The following is a 25,276-nucleotide window of genomic DNA, read 5'->3' on the forward strand; positions in this document are numbered from 1 at the left end:
GGGCCGGCGGGCGGCACATTCAATTGCGAACAATTAAATGTGAGCCATGCTAATTTCAATTGCGCACAATCTAATTGTTTGCGATACAGAGCGCACCCCAACCGGAAGACCCGAGGAGACGACAATGTCCGTGAACGTCCTCTACAAGACCAGCGCCAAGGCCACCGGCGGCCGCGACGGCCATGCTGCAACCCTCGACGGCGCGCTCGACGTCAAGCTCACCACGCCTAAGGAGCTCGGCGGCGGCGGCGGCGCCGGCAACAATCCCGAGCAGCTGTTCGCGGCCGGCTACGCCGCCTGCTTCATCGGCGCGATGAAGTTCGTGTCGTCGCAGGGCGGGCCCAAGGTTCCCGCCGACGCCTCCGTGACCTCGACCGTCGGCATCGGCCCGCGCTCCGAGGGCGGCTTCGGTCTCGACATCGATCTCGCCGTCTCGCTGCCGGGCCTCGCCCGCGCGGAAGCCGAGGCGCTGGTCGAGAAGGCGCACCAGGTGTGCCCATACTCCAACGCCACGCGCGGCAATGTCGACGTTCGCCTGACGGTCGTCTGATCGAAACGGCGGATTGGCTGGCCCGGGATCCCCCTCGGGCCGGCCGCTTCCGCTGATGCGCCCATCCTGATTTGCCATGCTGCGGCATGCGGCCGGCACTGCATACGTCCCTACGCAACAAGCCATTGCTGGCTTGTACGAACCTCGCTAGGCCTGTGACCAAATCTCGACACAGGGAAGCGAAGGCATGAGTTCTGAAGCCGCCAGTTCTGAAGCCGCATTGGGCGCAATGAGCGGATTGCGCGTCATCGACCTCACGCGCGTGCTCGGCGGTCCCTACTGCACCCAGATCCTCGCCGACCACGGCGCCGACGTGATCAAGGTCGAGCCGCCCGCCGGCGACGAGGTGCGCGAATGGGGCCCTCCCTTCCACGAGGAGGACGCGGCCTATTTCGTCGGCATCAACCGCAACAAGCGCTCGATCGGCCTCGACCTCGCCTCGGAGGGCGGCCGTGCCGTGCTGCTCAAGATGCTGGAGACGGCCGACGTCCTGATCGAGAATTTCAAGCCGGGCACGCTGGAGAAATGGGGCATCGGCAACGATGTGCTCAGCAAGAAATTTCCGCGCCTCGTGCATTGCCGGATCTGCGGCTTCGGCGCCGACGGCCCGCGCGGCGGCAATCCCGGCTATGACGCCATCATCCAGGCCATGACCGGCATGATCGCTGCGACCGGCTCGCCCGAGAGCGGGCCGATGCGGATCGGCGTGCCCTTGGTCGACATCACCACCGGCCTCTACGCGGCGATCGGCATCCTGATGGCGCTGTCGGAGCGGCAGCGTTCGGGCAAGGGGCAATTCCTGGAGACGACGCTGTACGAGACCGGCCTTGCCATCATGCATCCGCACACCGCGAATTACTTCATGCATGGCAAGCCGCCGAGCCTCACCGGCAACGAGCATCCGAACCTCGTGCCTTATGCGATCTTCCCGACCAAGACCGACAACATCTTCATCGGCGTCGGCAATGACGGCACCTTCCGCAAGCTCGCCAAGGAGATCGGCAAGCCGGAGCTCGGCACCGATCCGCGCTTTGCCCGCAACAAGGACCGCATCGCCAACCGCGAGGCGCTCCGCGCCGAGCTAGCCGCCGTGTTCAGCCAGCACGAGGCCGAGCCGCTGTGCAATCGCCTGCTCGCCGCGGGCCTGCCCGCAGGTCCCGTGCAGAAGATCGACCAGGCGCTGACCAACCCGCACACGATCGCGCGCGGCGATATTATCGAGAAGGACTGGTACAAGGGCGTGGCCTCGCCGATCCGGCTCGACCGCAGCAAGCCGAGCCTGCGCCGCCTGCCGCCGAAATTCAGCCAGCACTCGGCGGAAGTGCTGGGCGAGTTCGGCTACTCCAAGGCCGAGATCGACGCGATGGTCGAGCAGGGCACGGTCTGCGGCCCCGAGCGCAAGCGGTAGAGGCTGGCAGCTCCGTTCAACGAATGATGCCGCAGTGCGGCGCGGGCACGATAGTGCAGCGCGAACGGAGGAGGCTGCCCGCTCCGTCTTCGCCTATTTGCCGGCTTCCCTTTTCCAGCGCTTGCCGCTTTCGTTTCGGCCGCTTACACAGTCATGTGAACGTCATATGGCGCTGCTAGCGCAAGCGCTTCTTTAGTGACGGGCAAGGGAGGTTTTCTTGATGGCTCTTCGACATTTTGGCACGGCTGCTGCTGTTGCACTCACGGTTGGTCTCGGCGCTTCGCCGGCTCTGGCCGTGACGGAAATCCAGTGGTGGCACGCGATGACCGGCGCCAACAACGACGTCATCGTCAAGCTCGCCAACGACTTCAACGCGTCGCAGAGCGACTTCAAGGTCGTTCCGACCTACAAGGGCAATTACGCCGACACCATGAACGCGGGCATCGCGGCGTTCCGTGCCGGCAACGCGCCGCACATCATGCAGGTGTTCGAGGTCGGCACCGCCACCATGATGGCTGCGACCGGCGCGGTGAAGCCAGTCTACAAGCTGATGGCCGACGCCGGCGAGAAGTTCGATCCCAAGATCTACCTGCCCGCCATCACCGGCTACTACTCGACCTCGAAGGGCGAGATGCTGTCGTTCCCCTTCAACTCGTCGTCCACCGTGATGTGGGTCAATCTCGACGAGCTGAAGAAGGCCAATGTCGCGATCCCGAAGACCTGGCCCGAAACGTTCGAGGCCGCCAAGAAGCTGAAGGCTGCCGGTCATGACACCTGCGGCTTCTCCGGCTCCTGGGTCACCTGGGTCAATCTCGAGCAGCTCTCCGCCTGGCACAACGTCCCGCTCGCCAGCAAGGCCAACGGCCTCGACGGCTTCGACACCAAGCTCGAGTTCAACGGGCCGCTCCAGGTCAAGCATCTCGAAAACCTGGTCGAGCTGCAGAAGACCAAGGTCTACGACTATGCCGGCCGTACCAACACCGGCGAAGGCCGCTTCACCTCGGGCGAATGCCCGATCTACCTGACCTCGTCGGCCTTCTTCGGCAACGTCAAGGCCCAGGCCAAGTTCGCCTTCACCGCGGTGCCGATGCCGTATTATCCGGAGGCAAAGGGCGCGCCGCAGAACTCGATCATCGGCGGCGCTTCGCTCTGGGTCATGGGCGGCAAGCCGGCCGACGAATACAAGGGCGTCGCGAAATTCCTGACCTTCCTCTCCGACACCGATCGCCAAGTCTACATCCACAAGGCCTCGGGTTATCTGCCGATCACCAAGGCGGCCTATGAGAAGGCCAAGGCCGAGGGCTTCTACAAGGATCAGCCCTATCTCGAGACCCCGCTGCTCGAGCTGACCAACAAGGAGCCGACCGAGAACTCGCGCGGTCTGCGCCTCGGCAACATGGTTCAGCTGCGTGACGTCTGGTCGGAAGAGATCGAGCAGGCGCTGGCCGGCAAGAAGACCGCCAAGCAGGCGCTGGATGCCGCCGTCGAGCGCGGCAACACGATGCTGCGGCAGTTCGAAAAGACCGCCGTCAAGTGAGGCGATGAGCGGCAGGCCGGTTGCCCGGCCTGCCGCTTTCGGCGGACACCATGCAAAAGCAAGCCATTTTCCAATCCAGGCTATTGCCTTACGCGCTGGTTGCGCCGCAGCTCGCGATCGTCCTGCTATTCTTCTACTGGCCGGCCTTGCAGGCGGTCATCCAGTCCTTCCTGCTCCAGGACGCCTTCGGTCTGTCGACGAGCTTCGTCTGGTTCGACAATTACATCGAGCTGTTCAAGGACCCCGCCTATTTCGAGGCAATCGTCCGGACCTTCTTCTTCTCGTTCGCGATCGCGGTCTCGTCGTTGTCCTTTGCGCTGCTGCTCGCCGTCATGGCGGACAAGCCCCTGCGCGGCTCGATGCTGTACCGCACGCTCTTGATCTGGCCCTATGCGGTGGCGCCGCCGGTCGTCGGCGTGCTCTGGATCTTCATGCTGCATCCCTCGCTGGGCATCATCGCGCGCTACCTGCGCGCGATCGGGATCGACTGGAACCCGCTGCTCGACGGCGACCAGGCGGCAACGCTGATCATCCTTGCCGCCGCCTGGAAACAGATCTCCTACAATTTCCTGTTCTTCCTCGCCGGCCTGCAGAGCATCCCGCGGAGCGTGCTCGAAGCCGCCGCGATCGACGGCGCACGCCCGATGCGCCGATTCTGGACCGTGACCTTCCCGCTGCTGTCGCCGACCATCTTCTTCCTGCTGGTCGTCAACATCGTCTACGCCTTCTTCGACACGTTCGGCATCATCGACACCATGACCCGCGGCGGTCCCGGCAAGTCGACCGAGACGCTGGTCTACAAGGTCTATTCCGACGGCCTGCTCGGCGGCAATCTCGGCAGCTCCGCGGCGCAATCGGTGATCCTGATGATCATGGTCATCGTGCTCACGGGAATCCAGTTCCGCTTCGTCGAACGCAAGGTGACCTACTGATGGTCGAGAAAGAGGGCTTTCGGCGCTACGTTGCCCACATCATTCTCTGGATCGGGATCGCGATCGTCGCCTTCCCGGTCTACATCGCGTTCATCGCCTCGACCCAGGACAACGCGCTGATCGCGAACGGGCAGATGTCGCTGCTGCCGGGCGGTCATTTCTTCGAGACCTATTATCAAACCATCTTCGTCGGCACGAGCGGCTCGACCCGCGAGCCGGTCGGCAACATGATGCTGAACTCGCTGGTGATGGCGCTGCTGATCGCGATCGGCAAGATCGCGATCTCGATCATCTCGGCCTATGCGATCGTGTATTTCCGCTTTCCGTTCCGGATGCCGATCTTCTGGATCATCTTCATCACGCTGATGCTGCCGGTCGAGGTCCGCATCTATCCGACCTACAAGATCGTCGCCGACCTGCACATGCTCGACAGCTATGCGGGCCTCGCGCTACCGTTGATCGCCTCGGCCACCGCGACGCTGCTGTTCCGTCAGTTCTTCATGACCGTGCCGGACGAGCTGCTGGAAGCCTCGCGCATCGACGGCGCCGGCCCCTTGCGCTTCTTCTGGGATACGCTGCTGCCGCTGTCGCGCACCAACATGGCGGCGCTGTTCGTGATCCTGTTCATCCTCGGCTGGAATCAATATCTCTGGCCGCTGCTCATCACCACGCGCGACGACATGCAGACCATCCAGGTCGGCATCCGCAAGATGATCACCACCACCGACGCGCTGACCGAATGGCCGATCGTGATGGCAACCGCCGTGCTGGCCATGCTCCCGCCGGTGTTCGTCGTCGTCGCCATGCAGAAACTGTTCGTGCGCGGACTGGTCGAGACGGAAAAGTAAGAAGTGAGTTTTCATGGCTAACGTTACCCTGCGCAACGTCCGCAAGACCTATCCCGGCGGCTTCGAGGCCATCAAGGGCGTCAACGTCGATGTCGGCGACGGACAGTTTTGCGTGCTGGTCGGCCCCTCCGGCTGCGGCAAGTCCACGCTGCTGCGCATGGTCGCAGGCCTCGAGACCGTCACCGGCGGCGAGATCGACATCGGCGGCCGAATCGTCAACCAAATCGAGCCCGCCGATCGCGACATCGCGATGGTGTTCCAGAACTACGCGCTCTATCCGCATATGAGCGTCTACAACAACATGGCTTACGGCCTGCGCAACCGCGGCATGGCGGAGGCCGAGATCAAGGCCCGCGTCGAGGAAGCCGCGCGCGTGCTCGAGCTGTCGCCGATGCTGGAGCGCAAGCCGCGCCAGCTCTCCGGCGGCCAGCGTCAGCGCGTCGCCATGGGCCGCGCCATCGTGCGCCAGCCCAAGGTGTTTCTGTTCGACGAGCCGCTCTCGAACCTCGATGCGAAACTCCGCATCGCGATGCGCGTCGAGATCCGCAAATTGCAGCGCCGGCTCAACACGACGTCGATCTACGTCACCCACGACCAGCTCGAAGCCATGACGCTCGCCGACATTCTCGTCGTGATGAACGGCGGCCAGGTTGAGCAGGTCGGCAATCCCCTGGCGATCTACGAGAAGCCGGCGACCACCTTCGTCGCCTCCTTCATCGGCGCGCCGCCGATGAATTTGATGTCGACGCGCCCCGAGGAGATCAGGTCGCAGCTTGCGGGCAGCGCGGCGGCCGATGCCGGCATCCTCGGCATCCGCCCGGAAGATTTCGTCATCACCGACCAGACACCGGCCGGCGGCGTCGCCTTGCCGCTGACCGTGGAGGCGATCGAGCGCGTCGGCGCCGAAACCTTCGTCTACGGCTCGCGCGAGCAGGAAGAGCAGCGTGTCGCCGCCACGCCGGGCGAGCTGCCGCCCGGCGAGATCATCGTCCGCATTCCCGGAACCGAGGCGCCCGCGATCGGCGCGAAAATCCGCGTCGCGGCGCTACGGGCGAAGCTGCATTTGTTCAGCGGTGACGGGCGGACGCGGCTGGAGGGCTGAAGGTCCAACCAAAAAGTGCGAAAACAACCCCATGCACAGTAGAGGGGGCTTTGTTTTCGTTGGAGTAATTCTCCTGCAACTTCGTCGTGCCCGGGCTTGTCCCGGGCATCCGCGTTCTTGATGCCGCGAATAAAGATCGGGAATGGCCGGGACAAGCCAGCCATGACGGTTCGGGAGCATCTGGCGGCGCGACCAGCCCCTCCACAGCACTCTGCTACGTGCTTGAACCCACAGGGGAACGTGCCCATATTGCTGATCAAGGGGCGCCTCTATGGGCCCTGATGCACCAAAGTCGCTTTGCGAGGACTTTGTAAACTATGTCTCGTGTTCCCACGTTATCCAGTCCGTTCCTTCTGGGCTTCGACGAGATTGAGCGCGTGCTCGATCGCGTCGTCAAAGGCGCCGACGGCTACCCTCCCTACAATATCGAGAGGTGTGGCGGCGCGGACGGCCAGCCCGAGCGCTTACGTATCACGCTGGCGGTCGCCGGATTTACGCGCGACCAACTCGATGTAACCATTGAGGAAAACCAGCTCGTGATCCGCGGGCGGCAGCAGGACGACAAGTCCCGGCAATACATCCATCGCGGCATCGCCGCGCGCCACTTCCAGCGCACCTTCGTGCTGGCGGAGGGGATGCTGGTGCTGGGTGCGGATCTGAAGAACGGGTTGTTGTCGATCGATCTGGCCCGGCCTGAACCGGAGAGGATCGTTAAGACAATCGCTATCAATGAGCACGAATAATGGAACGAGTAGCGGACTCGACCGCTTAGTGTTCCAGAGGAGTCGAGACCATGAGTGAAGGTCACGTTGCGTTCGAATACGAAGCCAAGAACGTCTCGCCCGAGACGCTGGCAACCCTGGGCGAAGGCCATATCGCCTATGTGAAACAGATCCGCTCCGAGGACGTGCCGGGCCTGTTTCCCGAAGCGCCGAAAATCGCGCCGGGCCTCAAGCTCTTTGCGCTCCACGCCGCCGACGGCACGCCGATCATGCTGACCGACAGCCGGGAAGCTGCGATCGCCAATGCCTGGAGCAACGAGCTGCAAGCCGTCAGCGTGCACTGAGCGCACGTCGCACGAATAGAGTTTCCAGCGGGCATGCCTTCTTGCGAAGGCGTGCCCGTTTCCATTTCGTGTGCAAACTCGAACCGGAGCGCGAGCGCGATCTGACTGAATCGATTGAGCCACGGACCCGTCCGACTTGTCTCGCTTAAGTAAACCGCCGACGCGAGCCGCGCGCATGGGAATACTGAACTAGCCGCAAGGGGCGCGCTCGTATCGCACCGAACAGTTACGGAACGCGGGATTGCGGCTTAGTCGCTTGTCCCCATGTGGCGCTGGATAGAACTCCTCGCAACAACAGCAAGCGCTAGATTAAAATGACCTAGTGTGAGGCCGCGGCGTGCTTAGCTCTCGTGCCCCGGACGCGACGCAGCGCAAAGCGGCGCGGCGCAGCACGACGCATCGCGCGGTGGAGTTCAGGTCACGTAACTTTCCCGCTTCAACGCCCCGCCGGCATCAGCGCCCGCATGACGTCCGGCTTCCAGGTTTGACGCGCGCTGTCGAAGGCCGCGAAATCATGGTCGAACTGCCAATAGGCCCATGCCCAGCCAAGCCGGTCCGCACTTCGCGCCACGAACGACAGATATCGCGTCCGGGCTTCGGCCGGAGCGCGCTCGTACACGCCGAACTCGCCGAGATAGATCGGGCGCCTTTCCTTTTCCGACCAGATCCGGATCTTTTCGAAGTCGGCGAGAGCCTTCCGTTCGTCCTCCGGCGTGCCCCAATCGAGTGGCCCGATTTGCGAAAACGTTGGGGACCACGGCGCACCCTGATGCGTGAAGCGTATCGGCGCGTAATAGTGAAACGTGACGATGAGGTTCCTGTCACCTGATGGCAGGGCCAGTTCCTCGACCGGCATGTCATCGACGTTGAGAACGGCAGCAATGACCGTCCGTTCGGGGTTGCCGGTGCGGATGATGCCGAGACACTCGTTCAGAAGCGCGTTCCAGCTGGTCGACGTCATCTGCCCGCCGGGCTCGTTGAGGACCTCGAAGACGAGCGTCGGATATCTTCCGGCATAGCGCCCGGCGATTTGCGTCCAGAACGCCTTCAGCTTCTCGGCGCATCCGGACACGTCGCGCTGGCAAGTATCCGTATCGTGCTCGTCGAGAATGGGGATGAGCTTCCGGGCGAGCACCTCCTCGATCACGGCATCAAGCCGCCTCAAGACGATTTCATCAAGCAGATTCCCTGGGCCCATGAACTTGAAGCCGAAGAAATTGATCCGAACGTGCGAGAACCCGGCCTTTCGGATGGCCGTGAGGTTGTCCAGACGAAATGGCGCGTTCCGGCCTCCCTCCCAGATGCCGTCGTAGCCAAGGATGTTGATGCCGCGCCCAAACTCTCCTGGGGCGCGCGCGATGCCCTGTCCGGCTGCGTCGGCCTGAGAGCAGATCGCAAGCATGGTTATCGCCAAGGTGAGACGGAAGGTCACCGACCAGCGGGCGCAGATGGCATTCATGCTGCTTCCTCCATCATGGCTGCAGGGGTTGCTGCGGCACCGGCCTGCACACTGCGATGAAGCATGCGACGAGAAGCACCGACGTGAACATCGTCGAGCGAAGGAACATCGTCTCCGTGAAGTTCGATTGAAAGCTCAAGACGACAAATCCGATGATGAGAGCGCAATGGCAACGATTGATCGACCGCGTGGCGATCAAATACAGGACCTTTTCCGAAAACAGATAGACGCTCGCGACGAACAGCAAATATCCCAGAAACCCCGTTTCGATCGCCACCGCGATGTAACCGCTATGATAATTGTCGAGCACCCAACCATGGTTCTGGTTGAAATAGTCGTAAATCGAAGGACGCGTCCAGAATCCGTTGATGCCAAAGCCCAGCAGGGGCGCATCGTTGAAATGGCTGATGGCGTACTGCCAGATGAAGGTCCGCTCGGTCAAATCGATGGTCGATTCGCCGAGATGGATGGAATCGTACCCCGTCAGATAGAAATACAGGAACAGCAGGGCGGCCAGGATGCACATGATGAATGGCAGAACCGCGTAGACTCTCATGCAACGGATCGACCACATCGAGGTCACGAGCAGTCCACACGCGGCAACGGCAACGGCGCCGGCACCGCGGGATTCCGAGGCGATGACGCACGTCAATGCCAGGAGGAACGTCGCGAGAAAAGCGATCCATCCCTGCCCCGTCATCTTCTGATAGCAGGCAAAGAACATCAGATATGCGCTGATGAAGCCGAGCGTCTGCTTCGATTCGTAGATTCCTTGCCACTGGCCATTGTGCATCCAGCTTTGGTCGACGCCGATCTCTGGCACGAAGACGGCACACAAGGCCGAGGCGGCGACCAGAATGAAGAACCCGAGGGCCGTCGATCCGACGATCTCCTCCATGTCGATACGCGTAATGAGGCAGTACGCACCGAAGGTCGTCACCACAAGTGCCGCGCTCTTCATGAGCGCCGCAACGGCGAGACTGGTCCAGAGAACGGAAATGGCAGCGAGGGCATAGAACGCCACCAGCGCGATGAGATCGGGATTGAGCTGCACGCGCACGCGTGGACGCACGAAGACACTGGCGTAGATCAGGATGCTCCACATCACGAGCGCAACGGCCTGTTGCAGATAGCTCCACTCTGCGGGAAGCAGCGCGGGATGGAAGACCCCCATCGACGCGACCACGTTGACGGTGATCGAACCGCGGATCACGTTTCGGGCAAGCTTCTCCACGCCGACGCTGCGCGCTTTCCAGATCGCGCTTTCGTATGCCTCGGAATCCGAAGCGATTTGGAGGTTGGCCCCGAGCTGACCTTCCTGAAGCACGGCTGATGTTCCCTTACCGCGCGTCGCGACCGCCTTCGCGCGGTCGACATTCCCGGGACTTACGCCGCGAGCGGGCCTCCATTGGCCCGGACGTCAGTTCGAGCAAAAGCGCAGCGTGAACCCAACGATATCGATGATTGGCGGTTCGTCGCCGGCTCCAACGCCAGCACCGAATGGATCGCCTGGGCGTTTCGCGAGGCGCGTAGCTTTTGGACGATACGCCGGGCATCCGCCGGCCGAGGCCCGGTTGCCCGGGCCGCTCTCCCCCCGCCGCGCCAATGCGCAACGACGCATTTCCATTCCGAATCACGTCCGCTCAGTCCAAAGCTTCGAACGACTCTTAGCGGATCCTGGCGCCGCCCAATATGCCGTGCGTCTCACGCGGGACAATTTTCGGAGCGTCTACCTGGAGATCCCTTGGGGCAGGGCGCGACGCCGACAATGCCGGGCGATCCAGGAGGCCAGAGTCGATCCGGCCTTTGACGGCGACGTTACGCCGCGGTGGCCGGCGGCAGTGCCAGCACAGAGTAAATCGCCTGGGCATCGCGCGAGGCACGCAGCTTCTTGGCGATGTCCTGGTCGCGCAACAGGCGGGCAATGCGGGCGAGCGCCTTGAGGTGATCGGCGCCGGCGCCTTCGGGGGCGAGCAGCAGGAAGACCAGATCGACCGGCTGGCCGTCCATCGCCTCGAAATCGATCGGGCGGTCGAGGCGAGCGAACAGGCCAAAGATCTTTTCGAGCTTGGGCAGCTTGCCGTGCGGAATGGCAACGCCATAGCCGACCGCGGTGGTGCCGAGCTTCTCCCGCTGCAGCAGCACCTCGAACACGGAGCGCTCGTTCTGCCCGGTCAGCTCGGCGGCCCTGGCCGCGAGCTCCTGCAGAGCCTGCTTCTTGCTGTTGACCTTCAATGCCGGGAGAATCGCCTCGGGTGCGACCAGATCGGTAATCGGCATGGAGGGTTTCCGAGGTGAATTAAACCGTCAGGTTCCGAATTGGCCGGCTTGGAGAGAAACCACGCCGGGCCGGCGCGAGAAGGTGAAGCAGGAAGGGGACTTAGCCCCGGTCCTGATGTGGGGCGCTTCTACTCCAACGCAATCCCGGTGCCAACTGCCGCGTGCGGCTTTGCCCCGGTCATTGTTAAGCCCTGGGGATCATACGGGGCTCCGGTTTTTGGCTAACCGCCCGCCTTGCCGTCCGGTTTCGCACCAGGCGGGTCGATCCAGCCCACATTGCCGTCGGCCCGGCGGTAAATGATGTTCACCCGGCCGCTGGAGCCGTGCTGAAAGACCAGGCAGGGGGCCCCGCTCAGGTCGAGTTCCATGACGGCCTCGCTGACCGACAGCGGCTTCAGCGAGGTGGTGGCCTCGGCGATGATGACGGGGCTGTAGCCGGTGACCTCGTCCTCGCCCTCCGGCGCCTCGAGCACGTAGCTGGTGGCATCGAGCGCAGCCATCGCTTCGGAGGCGACATGGGCCTTGCGGGCGGAGCGGTCCTTGAGCCGGTTCTTGTAGCGGCGCAGCCGCTTCTCGATCATCAGCAGCGCCTGGTCGGCGCTGGCATAGGCATCCGGCGCGTTCGAATCGGCCTCGAGCGTGATCCCGGAATCGAGGTGCAGGGCGCAATCGGTGCGGAAGCCGAAGCCGTCCTTGCTGAGCGTGATGTGGCCGGAATAATTGCCGTCGAAATATTTGCGCAGCACCTCGTCGGTGCGGTCGGCAACGCGGCCGCGCAGGGCCTCGCCGACGCTGATGCTCTTTCCGGAGATTCTGAGAGTCATGTGATGCCTCGCTTGGTTCACGTGCTCGCGGTGCGATGACACGTCATCGCACCTCTGGAATATTCCCTGCGCATGATCTCCCCGCAAACGCGTTTGGCCTTTGTCGGGAAGGGAAACCGCTGGCCACTTTTCCGGATCATGCGCGTGCTTGGATCGGTCTCGACGGGAGGTCGAGAGTAGCGGGATTTCGCGCCAGCGCAATCAGGCTGGTTCGGTGTTGCGGGAACGATCGGACAACGCGGTGGAGAGGACGTTACCAAGAGCGCTCTGCTTGTCGCGGCGACGTTGCACCGAGGAAGGAATGCGCATGGCTTCGCGGTACTTCGCGACCGTGCGGCGGGCAATATCAATGCCCGAGGCGCGCAAGCGTTCCACGATGGTGTCGTCCGACAGGATCGCCGCAGGCTCCTCCGAATCGATCAGCTGCTTGATGTGGTGGCGCACGGCTTCGGCGGAATGCGCCTCGCCGCCATCGGCCGAGGCGATCGAGGCCGTGAAGAAATATTTCAGCTCGAACGTGCCGCGATTGGTCGCCATGTATTTGTTGGCGGTGACGCGCGACACCGTGGATTCATGCATCTGGATGGCGTCGGCGACGGCCTTCAGATTGAGCGGCCGCAAATGCGCCACGCCGTGGGTGAAGAAGCCGTCCTGCTGGCGCACGATCTCGGTTGCAACTTTCAGGATGGTGCGGGCGCGCTGGTCGAGCGCGCGCACCAGCCAGGTCGCGTTCTGGAGCGCGTCGGTGAAATAGGACTTGTCGCCGTCCTTGCCGATCTTCTTCGAGAGCTCGGAATAGTAGGTCTGGTTGACCAGCACGCGCGGCAAGGTGTCGCTGTTGAGCTCGACATGCCAACCGCCGTCGGGACCCGGGCGGACATAGACGTCGGGCACCATGGTCTGCAAACGCGCCGAGCCGAACTTCATGCCGGGCTTGGGATTGAGGCGGCGAATCTCGCCGATCATGTCGGCGATGTCCTCGTCGTCGACGCCGCAGAGCTTGCGCAGCGCCACGATGTCGCGCTTGGCCAGGAGATCGAGATGCTCGACCAGGGCCTGCATCGCAGGGTCGTAGCGGTCGAGCTCGCGGAGCTGGATCGCGAGGCATTCGCTCAAATTGCGCGCACAGACCCCGGGCGGATCGAACTTTTGCAGCACGGCAAGGACGCCCTCGACGTCGGCTTGCGTCGCGCCAAGGCGCTCGGCGGCCTGGCCGAGGTCCGGCGGCAGATAGCCGGCCTCGTCGACGAGGTCGATCAGATACTGGCCGATCATGCGCTGCGCAGGGGCGGTGAAGGCCACCGAGAGCTGCTCGGCGAGATGGTCGCCGAGCGTGGTTTCCGCGGCGACGAAGGCCTCGAGATTGTAGTCCTCGTCGCCGGAGGCACCGCCGCCCCATTCCGTATAGGTGGTCGGCGCCGCATCCTGGGCGTTGCGCGCCGCGGCCTCGGCCGGCTCCTCGGAGAAGACGTTGTCCAGGCCCGTATCCAGGGTCTGCTCGATCTCGGCGCGGGTGCCGAGATCCTTGCTCATCCATTCTTCCTGGCCCGGCTCGAACGCCTCGCCCGGACCGCCGCCCGGCTCGTCGCTACTTCCACCGCCGAAATCGTCGTTATCGCTGTACTGGCCGGCCTCGGCCGGGGCCTCGCCCGCGGGGGCCTCATCATTGGCCCGTTCCAGCAGGGGGTTACGCTCGAGCTCCTCTTCCACGAAGGTCGTGAGATCGAGATTGGACAATTGCAGCAGCTTGATCGCCTGCATCAACTGCGGCGTCATGACCAGCGACTGCGATTGCCGGAACTCTAATCTCTGCGTGAGCGCCATGAAGCAAGAACCGTTCCCAAAAATTGGTCCGATTTTTGCTTATCCTAGTCCGGGCCCGATGTACACGCCTTGACGAAACCCAAAAACGGGCTAGAGGCGGAATTCCTCGCCAAGGTAAAGGCGGCGCACGTCCGGATCGGCGACGATCTCATCCGGGCTCCCCTCGGTCAAGATTTCACCGGCATAGACGATGTAGGCGCGATCGGTGAGGCCGAGCGTCTCGCGGACATTGTGGTCGGTGATGAGCACGCCGATGCCGCGATTGGTGAGATGGCGGACGAGGTCCTGGATGTCACCGACCGCGATCGGGTCGATGCCGGCGAAGGGCTCGTCGAGCAGCATGTAGTTCGGACGCGTCGCCAGCGCGCGCGCGATCTCGACGCGGCGCCGCTCGCCGCCGGACAGCGCGATCGAGGGTGATTTGCGCAGCCGCGTGATGTTGAACTCGTCGAGCAGCGAATCGAGCTGCTGCTCGCGCTTCTTGCGCGAGGGCTCCACCACCTCAAGCACGGCGCGGATGTTCTGCTCGACGGTGAGGCCGCGGAAGATCGAGGCTTCCTGCGGCAGATAGCCGATGCCGAGCCGCGCGCGCTGATACATCGGCAGCTTGGTAACGTCGTGGCCGTCGAGCTCGATGGCGCCGCGATCGGCCTTGATCAGGCCGGTGATCATGTAGAACACGGTGGTCTTGCCGGCGCCGTTCGGACCGAGCAGGCCGACGGCTTCGCCGCGGCGCACATAGATGCTGACGCCGCGCACCACCTGGCGGCTGCCGAACGCCTTTTCCACGCTATGCACAGCCAGGAAGCCCGGCCGCTTCAGGAGCTGGGGCCCGCCGGTGCCGTTCGGCTTGGCGGCGGCCCTGACGGGATGAACCGCCGGCTGACGCGGCGCCTCGGCCTGATAGTCGTCTTGATAGTCACCCTGGAACTGATCGGGCGCAGGTATCGCCTGATCGCGGGCCATCGGCGCGTCCCTGATAGGGCTGGTCACGAGCCCGCCGACGCCGTCACCGAGCGCGGTGATGTCCTGACGCGCAAATCCTGGCCGGCCGCGCTTGGCGGGGCGCCGACGGAACATGCTGAAGAGATCGACCATCCCCGCCTTCTAGCCTTTCGCGACGATCCTGCGCGAATTCGCGCAACTGCCGCACAGGCATTTCGATTTGCCGGTGCAGCATGAGTGAAGGGATGTCTCATGCCCAGTGAAACACGCCCGAAAAGCGGCGGACCCCGCTTCGAAAGCCCTGCGCGCTAGATACAGTCTCGCCGGCCAAGCTTCAACCTCGGTTCGGCCGCATCCGAACCAAGCTGTTGAATTCATTTCGGTTTAGTTGCACCGGGCAATTGCAAAGGCGGCGCCCCGCCGGGCTTGCCCGAACCGCAATCATTGCCGCCGCCCTGCGGCAGCAGGGCCTGAACCCGGCCGTTGTCGGATTCCACCCGCGACACGCCGGTCGTCATGTCGACCATCAGACGGTCGCCGCGCAGCACGTTCTTGCACTGCGTCAGGACGACCTGGCCCCCGCCGCCCAGCATGGTGATGAGATTGGTCCTGGTGTCGAACACGGCGGTCTCGCCCGTCACCACCTGGTCCTTCTGGGTGACCACGACATTGCCGCGCGCCTCCAGCCGCTTGATCGAGGAGCTGCCACCCGGGCCCGGCTGCGCCGACTGCATCGGCGCGCTCTTGGTCGCCTTGGCCGCCGGCTGCGGCGTAGCCGGCTTGTCGCCGCCCGATTCGTAGAACACCACCAGCGTCTTCGAGGTCATGGTGGTGTCGCCCTGGACGACCTTCACATTGCCTGAGAAGGTCGCCTCCTTCTTCTTGTCGCGCATCTCGAGCGAGGCGGCTTCGATCTGGATCGGCTGATCGCGGTTCTGCGAAAAGCCCTGCATCGCGTTGGGCACGCCCTGCATCGTGCTCTGCGCAAATGCGGCGCCGGTTGCAGCAAGCGCGACGGTGGCGGCGAGCGCAACTGCACTGAAGATGGCATTGCGCGTGTGATTGCGCGGAAAAGACCTGATCATGAAATCACTTTGAATTGGCAGATTTGTTCTTTGACTTGGCCGGCGGCGCCGCCGGCGCGGGCTCGACCGGCGCAGGCTGCGCGGCGGCGGGGTCATCCAGCTTGTCCAGATGCATCACCACATTGCCCTCGAAGCGGATGACGTCGCCGCCTTCCGTGATACGCAGCTTGTCCGCGGTCAGCGTGCCGTTGGTCAGCTTGACGTCGACACGTTCGTCCGAGGAGACCGTGCCCTTGCCCATGTCCACGAAGGCCGAGTTCAGCCGCGCCTCGTAGCCGGTCGAGGTGCGCAGGAAGATGTCCTTGTGCAAATCGAGCTGCTGCTGCTTGTTGTCGAAGCGGCCGGTGCGGGCATCGAGGAACAGGGTCGATTGATCCTCCATCAGCACTTTCGCGCGCAGGTCTTTGAGATCGACGTGATCGGGATCGGTGATGTCCTGCGTCGCGGTCTTGGCCCAGAGCTCGTAGGGCCGCTGATCCGGCGTGAAGCCGGCCAGATGCGGCGATTCCATCGTGATCTTGGTGCCCGACACCACCATGTTTTCGACGGTGAGCGGCAGCTCGGGAATCCTGAATTTGTTGAAGAACGCGATGTAGATGATCACGGCCATGGCCACGATCACCGTCGCCGGGACCGAGACCCGCAGAATCCGCACCAGGCGGCTGTGACGCGCCGCGCTGGCAAACTTCGCCGCAAGCGCGGCGTCGTAGGTTGGATTGTGGGCCGAATTCACCTGAACTCCAGGGTGCCTGCTAGCCTGTTCGGGTCGAAGGTTCATTGTACCCGGCGCCGGCAAAATATGCAGCTGGCGACAGGCCGTTACGAAAGTGTCCGAAACGGGGCGGCAACTCCCTCCAGATGGGCTCAGGAGTGCGCGAAAATGTCCTCCTCCTCCCAGCCCTGGAGGTCGAGCAGGGCGCGGGTCGGCAGGAAATCGAAACAGGCTTTGGCCAGCGCAGTGCGGCCCTCCCGCACCAGCATGGCGTCGAGCCGCTCGCGCAGGGCGTGGAGGTGCAGCACGTCGGAGGCGGCGTAGGCGAGCTGCGGCTCGGTCAGGCTGTCGGAACCCCAGTCGCTGGATTGCTGCTGCTTGGAGAGATCGACATTGAGCACCTCGCGCACGAGGTCTTTCAGGCCATGGCGATCGGTGTAGGTGCGGATCAGACGGGAGGCAATCTTGGTGCAATAAATCGGGCCGGTCATGACGCCGAAGGTCTGGTACAGCACCGCGACGTCGAACCGCGCAAAGTGGAAGATCTTGGTGATGGCGGGATTGGCCAGGAGCGCCTTGAGGTTCGGCGCGTCGGTGTGGCCCTTGGGGATCTGCACCACGTCGGCGCTGCCGTCGCCGGGCGAGAGCTGCACCACGCAGAGCCGGTCGCGGTGCGGGTTCAGCCCCATGGTCTCGGTGTCGATCGCCACCGCTCCGGTGTAGCGGGACAGGTCGGGCAGGTCGCCGCGATGCAGGCGTACGGTCATGGCGTTCAAAACCTCGGGTCTAATCGGTGCGTCGGCACAATAGCGAATTCGGATTGCCCGCGATGTAGCCATTGCCGGCGGACCGCGCAAGCACGGGTTCGCTCAGATCGCCGCCAGCATGATGCAGATCATCGCCGCAACCGCAATGCGGCTGGGGCCGTCGCGGAAGGCGTACAGAATCGGGTCATCGGGCATCTCGCGGCGATGCGCCATCATCAGGGCGCGGCCGAACCAGTACAGCAACAGCGGATTGAGCAGCCACAGCATCCAGGGACGGCTGTACAGCGGCATCACCGCGGACGAGGAGACGTAGAGCGAGAACACGGTCACCGCGTTCATCGCGCTCGCCGCCGCCATCGCGGCGATGATTTGCAGGTCGGTGATTCTGTAGTCGCGGTTGGAAGGATCGGAGAGGCCGGCGCTCTCGCGCATGCTGAGCTCGCTGAAGCGCTTGATCAGTGCCAGCGAGGTGAACACGAACAGCGAGAAGATCAGCAGCCATTCCGACAGCACCACGCCGACGCCGACCGCGCCGGCGACGATGCGAAGCGTGTAGAGACCGGCGAGCGTGACGATGTCGACCAGCATCTTGCGCTTGAGCGCGAGCGAATAGGCAATCGTGGTGACGAGATAGGCGCCGAGCACGCCGAGGAACAGCGGCGAGATGCAGAGGCCGGCCACGACCGCGAACAGCCACAACGCAGGGATCGCTGAAAGCGCCGACGAGATCGGCAGATCTCCGGCCGCCAGCGCGCGATGGCGCTTGGTCGGATGCTGCCGGTCGGCAGCGAGATCCAGGAGGTCGTTCATCAGATAGGCGCCGGACGCACAGGCCGAGAACGCCAGGAACGCCAGCAGCGCGGAGCCGAGGCTGGCAAAGTTCAGCTGATGCGCGGTGATGACGGGCACGAACACCAGGGTGTTCTTGGCGTATTGATAGACCCGCAGCGCCTTGGCCCAGGTCCTGAGGCTCGCACGGCCGCTACTGCGTGCGCCGATGCGCGCGATGAAGGCGCGATCGAAGGGAAGCTCGCCCGCGGCAAGATTGGCCGGCGCAACCACGCCGTCGAAGCCGAGATGCGCGGCGATGCCCGCGGCATGATGGGCGAAGCGGTGAGCGACCAGATAGATCTTCTCGCCCCGCGCCCGCGCCGCCAGCGCCCGGTTCAGCACTTCGGAGTCGTAGGGCAGATGGGCGTAGTCGATCTCGGCGCGCGCCAGGATATCCGTGAGCGCCGCCATGCCCGGGCGTCCGCCAGCGCCGAAGCGGGCGAGCATGCGCGCCGGCGCGCTGAACAGCGCCTCCATCAGCAGCTCCGACCGCAGCAGGCCGCCTTCGAGATCGATGACGAGCGTCCGCGCAGCCGCCGCCGTGACCGACGGCTCGGGCACGCCAGAATCAAACTGCCGGGCAGGCTGCTCCATCCGAAAACGCTCTGACTTGCCGCAAACTGACCGGCATCCGGCCGGGGAGCAGGGAAATGGACGGTCAGGACACTAGGGGAGCATTCGCTAAAGGCGGCTTAATCGGGGCTGCAGGCGCAGCGAGAACAGGTGGGAGCGCCCGCCGGTCCAGCGACAAATGCAAATTTATCAATGGGTTATGACCCAGCAACCGCTCGCGGCGCCTTCTTCTGCGCAGCCATGGCCGGCTTCGCGGGCGTCGCCTGGGCGTGCGGCTGTGGGGATGCGGCTTCCGGCGTGGCGACCGCGAACAGACGCCATTGCATGGAAGGCCAAAGCCCGACATCACCAGCCGACGCGCATTCCGACGCGGCCGCCCAATCCGCCGCCATTGGTGCCGTAGGTCAGGCCGCCACTGGCCTGCACATGCTCGCTGACGCGCAGCGCTGCACTCATGGAGAGCGCATTGGTGTTCTGGAAGGTGCCCCAGTTCATGCTCATTGCGATCTTCTCGGACGGCATCAGCCATGGCGAGCCGGACATTGCAAAGGCCATCGCGACGCCGTTGATCGCCTTGCCGGCTCTGCCGTCGATCTCGTTGAGGCGGGCATTGATGCCGGCGAGCTGGCTATTGATGCCTGCGATATCCGCGGGGCTCGCAAACCCGAGCGCACTGAGCGAGGTCGCCGCGAGATTGCCGGCCGCGTCCGTGGTGACGAGCTGCACCGGTCCGGACTGCGCGGCCGTGCTCGCGGCCGAGGTGACGCCTGTCATCGTGTAGGTATTGCTCGCGGTGCCGTAGACCTGCTGGTTCGCGCGCGTCGCGGTGGCGCCATTGCCGACCGCGGTGGAATTGGCGAAGGTTGCGGAGGCGCCATTGCCGAAGGCCGAGGAATTTGCGCCGGTGGCGTTGGAGCCGTTGCCCACCGCGGTGTTCGCGACACCGTTTCCGCTCGCATTGGCGCCGTTTCCGACCGCAATGTTGAAGCTGCCGGTCCCGCTGGCATTGGATTGCGTGCCGTTCGCGATATTCCTCGAATTGGCGCCGTTGGCATTCGCAAGATAGCCGGTCGCCGCGTTGGAGCTGTTGGCGCCAAATGCGATGGCGGCGTTGCCGGTGGCGACGTTGTTGCTTCCGGACCCGCTCGCGTTGGTATTCAGGCCGGTCGCGATGTTGAAGCTGTTGTCGCCGGTCGCGTTGGAGTTGACGCCGGTCGCGATGTTGCCGCTGCCGTTGCCGAAGGCGTTGGCGTTGCTCCCCGTCGCGGTGTTGGCGCTGGCGTCACCGTAGGCCTTGGCGACAAACCCGCTCGCAACATTTCTGCTGTTGTTGCCGGAGGCATTGGAACTGCGCCCTGTCGCAACGTTCCTGCTGTTGTCTCCGTTGGCCAGGGCGGTGAGCCCGGACGCAAGATTGCCGCTGTTGTTGCCGCTGGCATTGGCTCCGGCGCCGGCCGCGATATTGGTGCTGTTGTCACCGCTGGCTTGCGCGTTGTTTCCGGACGCCATGTTTTTGCTGCCGTCACCGCTGGCGATGGCTCCCGCTCCGGTCGCGCTGTTGAAACTGTTGTTGCCGCTGGCGTTGGCATTGCTTCCGGTCGCAATATTGGAGCTGCTGTGGCCGCTGGCGTTAGCGCCGGTCCCGGTCGCGGAGTTGTTGCTGCCGTTGCCGTCAGCGGAAGCAGACGGCCCGCAGGCAAAATTGCTCGCTGATCCGGCCGCCGTGGCGCCTTGCTCAGACGCGGCACCATCCACGCACACGAACTGAGCCCGGGCCTGCGGTGCGCCGGCGCAGGCCGCGATCACGGCAATGAGCGCCGTTGCCAGAAAAGCGGTTGCTGGCGCCCGCGATGAAATCGTCATGTTCGTTCCCCACTCCCGTCTTCCAAACTCGCAACCGGCAAGACGAGGAAGAATGAAGACCGCCGTCACTTCCAGCCCCAGCCTGCCACTGCGTCAACGCGATTGACGCTTGTGCAACACTCAAAGCATGTGAGCTGTGGTTTTGGGAAGGCTCCCGACGCAGGCAGGTCTGCGCGGCATTCCGTCCTCCCATGTTCATGGGGCATGTTCGTGGGGCTTGCCCCGACGACCCAACTTCTCAGTCCGCGCATCCCTTTCGCGAAGAGGCGGACGGTTTGCCGAATGCCCTGCTGTTGCATGGATCCCACAGCTCGGCGCGAGCTTCATGTTCCGGCGCAACGAGTGGCCTGCGGCCCCTAAAAATCGCCCCAAGCCACCCCATCTGCCAATTTCTCTCCCCGCCCACTACGAATCGAGATCCATGACCGAACAGACGCTCGCCGCGCCGATCGACGATCCATCAGAACGCCAGCGCGGCTTCACGCGCTACCAGGCGCTTCTGATCGCGCTGCTCGCGTTCACGCAGTTCACGATCATCCTCGACTTCATCATCATGTCGCCGCTCGGCGCCATCCTGATGCCCGCGCTCGACATCACGGCGACGCAATTCGGCGTTGCGGTGTCGGCCTACGCGTTCAGTGCGGGACTGTCGGGCATCCTCGCCGCCGGCTTTGCCGACCGCTTCGACCGCAAGCGGCTCTTGCTGTTCTTTTATGTCGGCTTCACGCTCGGCACCCTGCTCTGCGCCGTGGCGCCGAACTACCATGTGCTGCTGCTGGGCCGGATCGTGACCGGATTGTTCGGCGGGGTGATCGGCTCGGTGGTGCTCGCCATCATCACCGATCTGTTTCCGCTGCACCTGCGCGGCCGCGTGATGGGCCTCGTGCAGACAGCGTTCGCGGCGAGCCAGGTGCTCGGCATTCCCGCCGGGCTGTTTCTCGCCAATCACTGGAGCTGGCATGTCTGCTTCATCGCGATCGTCATCGTGTCGATCGCCGCGATCGCCATCATCGCCTTCGCCATGGAGCCGGTCGATGCGCATCTGAAGCTGAAGCAGGACAAGAACCCGTTCCACCATCTGATCGCGACCGTCGCCCAGCCGCGCTACACGCTGGCCTTCTGCGTCACGACGCTGCTGGCGACCGGCGGATACATGCTGATGCCGTTCTCCAGCGCCTACACCGTGAACAATCTCGGCATCGACATCACGCATCTGCCGACGATCTATCTGGTCTCGGGCCTGTTCAGCATCGTCACGGGACCGCTGGTCGGCCGTGCGAGCGATGCGTTCGGCAAGTACCCGACCTTCGTATTCGGCAGCGTGGTGTCGGTGATCATGGTGCTGATCTACACCCATCTCGGCCACGTCTCGCTCGTGACCGCGATCCTCGTCAACGTGCTGATGTTCGTCGGCATCTTCTCGCGCATGATCCCGTCGCAGGCGCTGATGTCGGCAATCCCCGATCCCGACCAGCGCGGCTCGTTCAGCGCGGTCAGCGCCTCGCTGCAGCAGCTCTCCGGCGGCCTCGGCTCGGTGCTCGCCGGCGCGATCATCGCGCAGGCGCCCGACGGCTCACTGATCCATTTCGACCGGATCGGCTACGTCGTCGTGGCGTCGGCAATCGTCTCGCTGGTGGCGATGTACTTTGTGCAGAAGGCGGTGGCGGAGCGGGCAGGGAAGCGCGTGGTGTGAGGGGGCGACTCAGGACCACAATCCCGCTTGATGAGGTGAGGATTCAATAATAGTTATTGACTCCGACCCTCGGCGGAGTTGCAGCATGGCTGTCAGTGCAGATCTGGGCGAAGCCCTTGAAAACTTTGTAACAAAGTTGGTCGCCTCGGGCCGCTACCACTCCAAGAGCGAGGTGCTCCGGGAGGGCGTGCGGCTCATCCAGGAGCGCGAAGCGCGGCTGGCCGTATTGGACGCCGCGGTCGCCCGCGGGCTCGATGACGCTGAGGCAGGTCGGGTGAAGCCGAGTTCGGAGGTCTTTGACCGGCTAGAGGCGAAATTGGCCGGCAAGGCCAGCCAATCGTGATCGTCGTCGTCACCACGGAAGCCGAAGGAGACCTTGAAGACATCGCGTCGTATGTCGCCCAGCAAAGCCCGCGAAGCGCTTTGACACTCATCCGTGGGCTGCGCGTGAAAAGTGCGACTCTCTTGCCGACGCGCCGCGCGGCTATCCCCTGGTACCGCGCTACGAACAGAAGGGCGTTCGTCGGCGTCCGTTCGGCAACTATTTGATTTTCGATCGGGTCGGTAATGATGCGATCGAAGTGATCCACATCCTTCACGGCGCGCGAGACTATGAGCCGCTGCTTTTCCCGGAGGACTAGCTTCTCTGGAAAAGGGGGGCCCGCCGGTTACGACCGCACAAGCCCCAATGGTGCCCAGGAAAGGATTGCACGGACCGACGTTCAAGATATTGATTCCATTTTATTTTTTCAAGTCTAGGCGGCCGATGTTACACAGCCCTGTATCCTTCTTGGCTGGCCCCGACTCATCGGCATGCGCGGACGGACCCGACATCTTGAAATTCGACTTGAACGGGTCGCGACACGCGAGCATCCTGCCAAAATGCGCAAGATAATTACGTTGGTCTTTTATCTCGCAATGATCGGCGGGGGCTGTTGGCTGACCTACGAATGGTTGATTCTTGGGGACCGCAATATCGTTTTCAAGGCTGGAGCGTTCTTGGTCCTATTCGGTACGTATCTTCTCTGGACAGACTTTCTCTCGCCCGACCGTGAACCGCTATAGGCCTGCGTTGAAATCTCGCAGAAAGGTTTTTCACGAGCTTAGAGCGGCACCTAGGGCAGGTCTCGTTTCCACCAAGACACACCACCCCGAAAGTAGGCCTTTGAATGCGTCCTTTCTTGGCTGCTATTACTGATCAGAACACGCGACCACGATGCCACCGCCTCTCATGCATTCGCGATACCGCCACGGAATTACGAAGCTACCGGCCCACATCCCGCGCTCTTCTGCAGTAGCCGACGCCTGTTGAGCCGCGTATCGTCCCTTTGAGTATTTAGGCCAGTCCAACGCATATCCATTGCGAACAAGCCATTCAGCCAAGTCTGTTTCGTCCACCGAACACTTGCCGACGATCCGACCGTAACGGTCATGCTCGGACCTCGTGCAACTCACAGTCCTACGTCCAATGAATTCGCCCAGTTTGTTCGCAGCCGCGGAGCCGCATCGATATTGGAGACTATCACCGCCGCGACAGAGCTGGCCGCTTTCTGGGGCATCGATTCCGAACAATCGCACGCGATGGCCGTGAATTTCAATCGTGTCGCCATCGATGACGGACGCAACGCCAACTAGCGTGGATTCCGACGCCGCCACCCCGGAAAAAAATCCCACGGTCAGGACAGCGAGGCTCGTGTTCCAAAGGCACCGCTTCACCAGCCAGCCCGCATAGTTAAAAGGTCTCATCCAGGATTATCACACGGCAGGTTGCATCGAGCCCAAATGTATCCGAATATTTGAACTAGGGGGAGAGAATGGGGCTGCGATTCAGAAAATCGATAAGGCTGCTGCCCGGAGTTCGCCTTAACTTCGGTCTCAAGAGCGCCAGCGTTTCGTTTGGCGGACCGGGCGCGACGTACAATGTCGGGTCGAGGGGCTCACGCGTAACCGTTGGCATCCCTGGGTCGGGTCTTTCTTACACAACTAGTATTGCTCGCCAAAACCAAACGGCCGGTACTCCTGCACTAACTCCCAAGAGGCGTCTTCCTTTAGTCGCTCTCGCAATCATCCTGTTCGCCCTAGCATTTGCATACGTCGTGCAGACGAGTGGCTCAATTTCGCAAACTCAACCTGCCGCCGCTTCTCCCGTTTCAATTGACGCGACCAGTTCCGCAACGTTAGGCGCGCATGAAAGAGACCAGCCCCTAAGCGGTCCAGTCCCTATTCCGCGCCCAAGACCCAAAGCACTTGATGGCGCCGCTAATCAGCCCTTACAGATCACACCAAATCATTTACGGGAGTGAGTATGTCCGACTTCGAGCAAATTGGATTTGGCAGCGACGACGATTTTACGCGGAACCCTGAACCTCGGTGCCCGTGTCTGCTGCTATTAGACACATCCCATTCGATGCAAGGCCGAGCCATCTCCGAATTGAATCGCGGTATCGTCGCCTTCAAAGACGAGCTTGCCGCTGACTCTTTAGCGATGAAGCGCGTAGAAATTGCCGTTGTGACCTTCGGGCCGGTGAACATCGATTCCGGCTTCCAAACTCCTGACTATTGGCAGCCCGCGAATTTCTCCACGACCGGCGACACGCCGATGGGGCAGGCAATCGAACAAGGACTGGAAATGGTCCGCGAGCGGAAGCAGCGGTATAGGGACAACGGAATCTCATACTATCGGCCGTGGATATTTCTCATAACTGATGGTGCCCCAACGGATAGTTGGCAACGTGCCGCGCAACGAGTCCGAGAGGGTGAGGACAACAAGGAGTTTTCGTTCTTCGCAGTTGGTGTGGCAAATGCCGACATGGGAATTTTGGCTCAGATAGCGCCAAGAGGGCCGCTAAAACTAGATGGGCTAAAGTTCCGCGAGCTGTTTATGTGGTTGTCAAACTCGCTCAGCCGTGTGTCAGCATCGAATACGGGTGATCGCGTGGCGCTTCCCCCACCAACCGGATGGACCGAAGTATAATCC

26 protein-coding genes are annotated in these 25,276 nt (G+C 63.0%); 14 read left to right on the forward strand and 12 right to left on the reverse strand.

All coding sequences use genetic code 11. The annotated features are described in order from the left end of the window. Positions 1-124: 124 nt before the first annotated feature. The 8 genes from AABA84_RS20280 (at position 125) to AABA84_RS20315 (ending at position 7,443) form a co-directional block, all read left to right on the forward strand. Positions 125-550: an organic hydroperoxide resistance protein gene (locus AABA84_RS20280; protein ID WP_018323436.1), complete on the forward strand. Its 426-nt coding sequence runs from the start codon at positions 125-127 to the stop codon at positions 548-550. Positions 551-737: 187 nt separating this feature from the next. Beyond that, positions 738-1,958, forward strand: a complete 1,221-nt coding sequence (locus tag AABA84_RS20285; RefSeq protein ID WP_338312880.1) for a CaiB/BaiF CoA transferase family protein — start codon at positions 738-740, stop codon at positions 1,956-1,958. 220 nt (positions 1,959-2,178) lie between these two features. Next, on the forward strand, positions 2,179-3,495 hold the full coding sequence (ugpB, locus tag AABA84_RS20290) for a sn-glycerol-3-phosphate ABC transporter substrate-binding protein UgpB (RefSeq protein ID WP_212243420.1): 1,317 nt from the start codon (positions 2,179-2,181) through the stop codon (positions 3,493-3,495). Positions 3,496-3,545: 50 nt separating this feature from the next. Beyond that, on the forward strand, positions 3,546-4,427 hold the full coding sequence (gene ugpA / locus AABA84_RS20295; RefSeq protein WP_212243418.1) for a sn-glycerol-3-phosphate ABC transporter permease UgpA: 882 nt from the start codon (positions 3,546-3,548) through the stop codon (positions 4,425-4,427). After that, positions 4,427-5,275 carry a sn-glycerol-3-phosphate ABC transporter permease UgpE gene (gene ugpE / locus AABA84_RS20300; RefSeq protein WP_338312882.1) on the forward strand — a complete coding sequence of 283 codons (849 nt, stop codon included), beginning with the start codon at positions 4,427-4,429 and terminating at the stop codon, positions 5,273-5,275. The genes ugpA and ugpE overlap by 1 nt, the downstream gene beginning before the upstream one ends. Before the next feature lie 13 nt (positions 5,276-5,288). After that, positions 5,289-6,377, forward strand: a complete 1,089-nt coding sequence (locus AABA84_RS20305; protein WP_338308749.1) for a sn-glycerol-3-phosphate import ATP-binding protein UgpC — start codon at positions 5,289-5,291, stop codon at positions 6,375-6,377. A 317-nt stretch (positions 6,378-6,694) separates the two neighbouring features. Next, positions 6,695-7,120: an Hsp20 family protein gene (locus AABA84_RS20310; RefSeq protein WP_018323442.1), complete on the forward strand. Its 426-nt coding sequence runs from the start codon at positions 6,695-6,697 to the stop codon at positions 7,118-7,120. A gap of 50 nt (positions 7,121-7,170) precedes the next feature. Further along, positions 7,171-7,443 carry a DUF1150 family protein gene (locus AABA84_RS20315; protein ID WP_007598581.1) on the forward strand — a complete coding sequence of 91 codons (273 nt, stop codon included), beginning with the start codon at positions 7,171-7,173 and terminating at the stop codon, positions 7,441-7,443. Positions 7,444-7,879: 436 nt separating this feature from the next. Here the strand turns inward: AABA84_RS20315 and AABA84_RS20320 are convergent, their stop codons facing one another. The 11 genes from AABA84_RS20320 to AABA84_RS20370 form a co-directional block, all read right to left on the reverse strand. Beyond that, a complete protein-coding gene (locus AABA84_RS20320; RefSeq protein WP_338312884.1) occupies positions 7,880-8,902 on the reverse strand; it encodes a glycoside hydrolase family 5 protein in 1,023 nt (340 codons plus the stop codon). Positions 8,903-8,915: 13 nt separating this feature from the next. Beyond that, the gene (locus AABA84_RS20325; RefSeq protein ID WP_338312885.1) at positions 8,916-10,229 is read right to left on the reverse strand and encodes an O-antigen ligase family protein; all 1,314 of its coding nucleotides are present in this window, start codon (positions 10,227-10,229) and stop codon (positions 8,916-8,918) included. A 491-nt stretch (positions 10,230-10,720) separates the two neighbouring features. Further along, a complete protein-coding gene (gene ptsN / locus AABA84_RS20330) occupies positions 10,721-11,182 on the reverse strand; it encodes a PTS IIA-like nitrogen regulatory protein PtsN (protein ID WP_014438750.1) in 462 nt (153 codons plus the stop codon). A 221-nt stretch (positions 11,183-11,403) separates the two neighbouring features. Then, positions 11,404-12,006 (reverse strand): ribosome hibernation-promoting factor, HPF/YfiA family, encoded by a 603-nt coding sequence (hpf, locus tag AABA84_RS20335; RefSeq protein WP_338308746.1) that lies wholly within the window; start codon positions 12,004-12,006, stop codon positions 11,404-11,406. A gap of 201 nt (positions 12,007-12,207) precedes the next feature. Beyond that, positions 12,208-13,830, reverse strand: coding sequence for an RNA polymerase factor sigma-54 (gene rpoN / locus AABA84_RS20340; protein ID WP_212243402.1), 1,623 nt, complete (start codon positions 13,828-13,830; stop codon positions 12,208-12,210). 90 nt (positions 13,831-13,920) lie between these two features. After that, complete coding sequence (lptB, locus tag AABA84_RS20345; protein WP_338308745.1) at positions 13,921-14,928, reverse strand: LPS export ABC transporter ATP-binding protein; 1,008 nt, start codon at positions 14,926-14,928, stop codon at positions 13,921-13,923. 221 nt (positions 14,929-15,149) lie between these two features. Then, positions 15,150-15,860, reverse strand: coding sequence for an LptA/OstA family protein (locus tag AABA84_RS20350; protein ID WP_338308744.1), 711 nt, complete (start codon positions 15,858-15,860; stop codon positions 15,150-15,152). A gap of 4 nt (positions 15,861-15,864) precedes the next feature. Further along, positions 15,865-16,593, reverse strand: a complete 729-nt coding sequence (gene lptC, locus AABA84_RS20355; RefSeq protein ID WP_338308743.1) for an LPS export ABC transporter periplasmic protein LptC — start codon at positions 16,591-16,593, stop codon at positions 15,865-15,867. 131 nt (positions 16,594-16,724) lie between these two features. Beyond that, positions 16,725-17,339 carry a ribonuclease D gene (locus AABA84_RS20360; protein ID WP_094976049.1) on the reverse strand — a complete coding sequence of 205 codons (615 nt, stop codon included), beginning with the start codon at positions 17,337-17,339 and terminating at the stop codon, positions 16,725-16,727. Positions 17,340-17,441: 102 nt separating this feature from the next. Beyond that, a complete protein-coding gene (locus AABA84_RS20365; RefSeq protein ID WP_338312887.1) occupies positions 17,442-18,731 on the reverse strand; it encodes a UbiA family prenyltransferase in 1,290 nt (429 codons plus the stop codon). Between the two features lie 357 nt (positions 18,732-19,088). Beyond that, a complete protein-coding gene (locus AABA84_RS20370) occupies positions 19,089-20,252 on the reverse strand; it encodes a hypothetical protein (protein ID WP_338312888.1) in 1,164 nt (387 codons plus the stop codon). On the opposite strand from AABA84_RS20370, the gene AABA84_RS20375 reads away from it, so the two are divergent. The 4 genes from AABA84_RS20375 (at position 20,251) to AABA84_RS35040 (ending at position 22,940) form a co-directional block, all read left to right on the forward strand. Next, on the forward strand, positions 20,251-20,511 hold the full coding sequence (locus AABA84_RS20375; RefSeq protein ID WP_338312889.1) for a hypothetical protein: 261 nt from the start codon (positions 20,251-20,253) through the stop codon (positions 20,509-20,511). The genes AABA84_RS20370 and AABA84_RS20375 overlap by 2 nt on opposite strands. A gap of 516 nt (positions 20,512-21,027) precedes the next feature. Then, positions 21,028-22,299, forward strand: coding sequence for an MFS transporter (locus AABA84_RS20380; RefSeq protein WP_338312890.1), 1,272 nt, complete (start codon positions 21,028-21,030; stop codon positions 22,297-22,299). Positions 22,300-22,384: 85 nt separating this feature from the next. Beyond that, positions 22,385-22,642: a type II toxin-antitoxin system ParD family antitoxin gene (locus tag AABA84_RS20385; RefSeq protein WP_212243390.1), complete on the forward strand. Its 258-nt coding sequence runs from the start codon at positions 22,385-22,387 to the stop codon at positions 22,640-22,642. A gap of 148 nt (positions 22,643-22,790) precedes the next feature. Further along, the gene (locus AABA84_RS35040; protein WP_445083416.1) at positions 22,791-22,940 is read left to right on the forward strand and encodes a type II toxin-antitoxin system RelE/ParE family toxin; all 150 of its coding nucleotides are present in this window, start codon (positions 22,791-22,793) and stop codon (positions 22,938-22,940) included. 550 nt (positions 22,941-23,490) lie between these two features. Here the strand turns inward: AABA84_RS35040 and AABA84_RS20395 are convergent. Then, on the reverse strand, positions 23,491-24,045 hold the full coding sequence (locus tag AABA84_RS20395; protein ID WP_338312891.1) for a thermonuclease family protein: 555 nt from the start codon (positions 24,043-24,045) through the stop codon (positions 23,491-23,493). A 68-nt stretch (positions 24,046-24,113) separates the two neighbouring features. On the opposite strand from AABA84_RS20395, the gene AABA84_RS35045 reads away from it, so the two are divergent. Then, the gene (locus AABA84_RS35045) at positions 24,114-24,602 is read left to right on the forward strand and encodes a DUF4236 domain-containing protein (protein WP_445083414.1); all 489 of its coding nucleotides are present in this window, start codon (positions 24,114-24,116) and stop codon (positions 24,600-24,602) included. A 2-nt stretch (positions 24,603-24,604) separates the two neighbouring features. Continuing rightward, on the forward strand, positions 24,605-25,273 hold the full coding sequence (locus tag AABA84_RS20400; RefSeq protein WP_338312893.1) for a vWA domain-containing protein: 669 nt from the start codon (positions 24,605-24,607) through the stop codon (positions 25,271-25,273). Positions 25,274-25,276 lie beyond the last annotated feature (3 nt).

Origin of the sequence: Bradyrhizobium sp. TM239 (assembly GCF_036247985.1) — a bacterium.
GTDB lineage: Bacteria > Pseudomonadota > Alphaproteobacteria > Rhizobiales > Xanthobacteraceae > Bradyrhizobium > Bradyrhizobium ottawaense.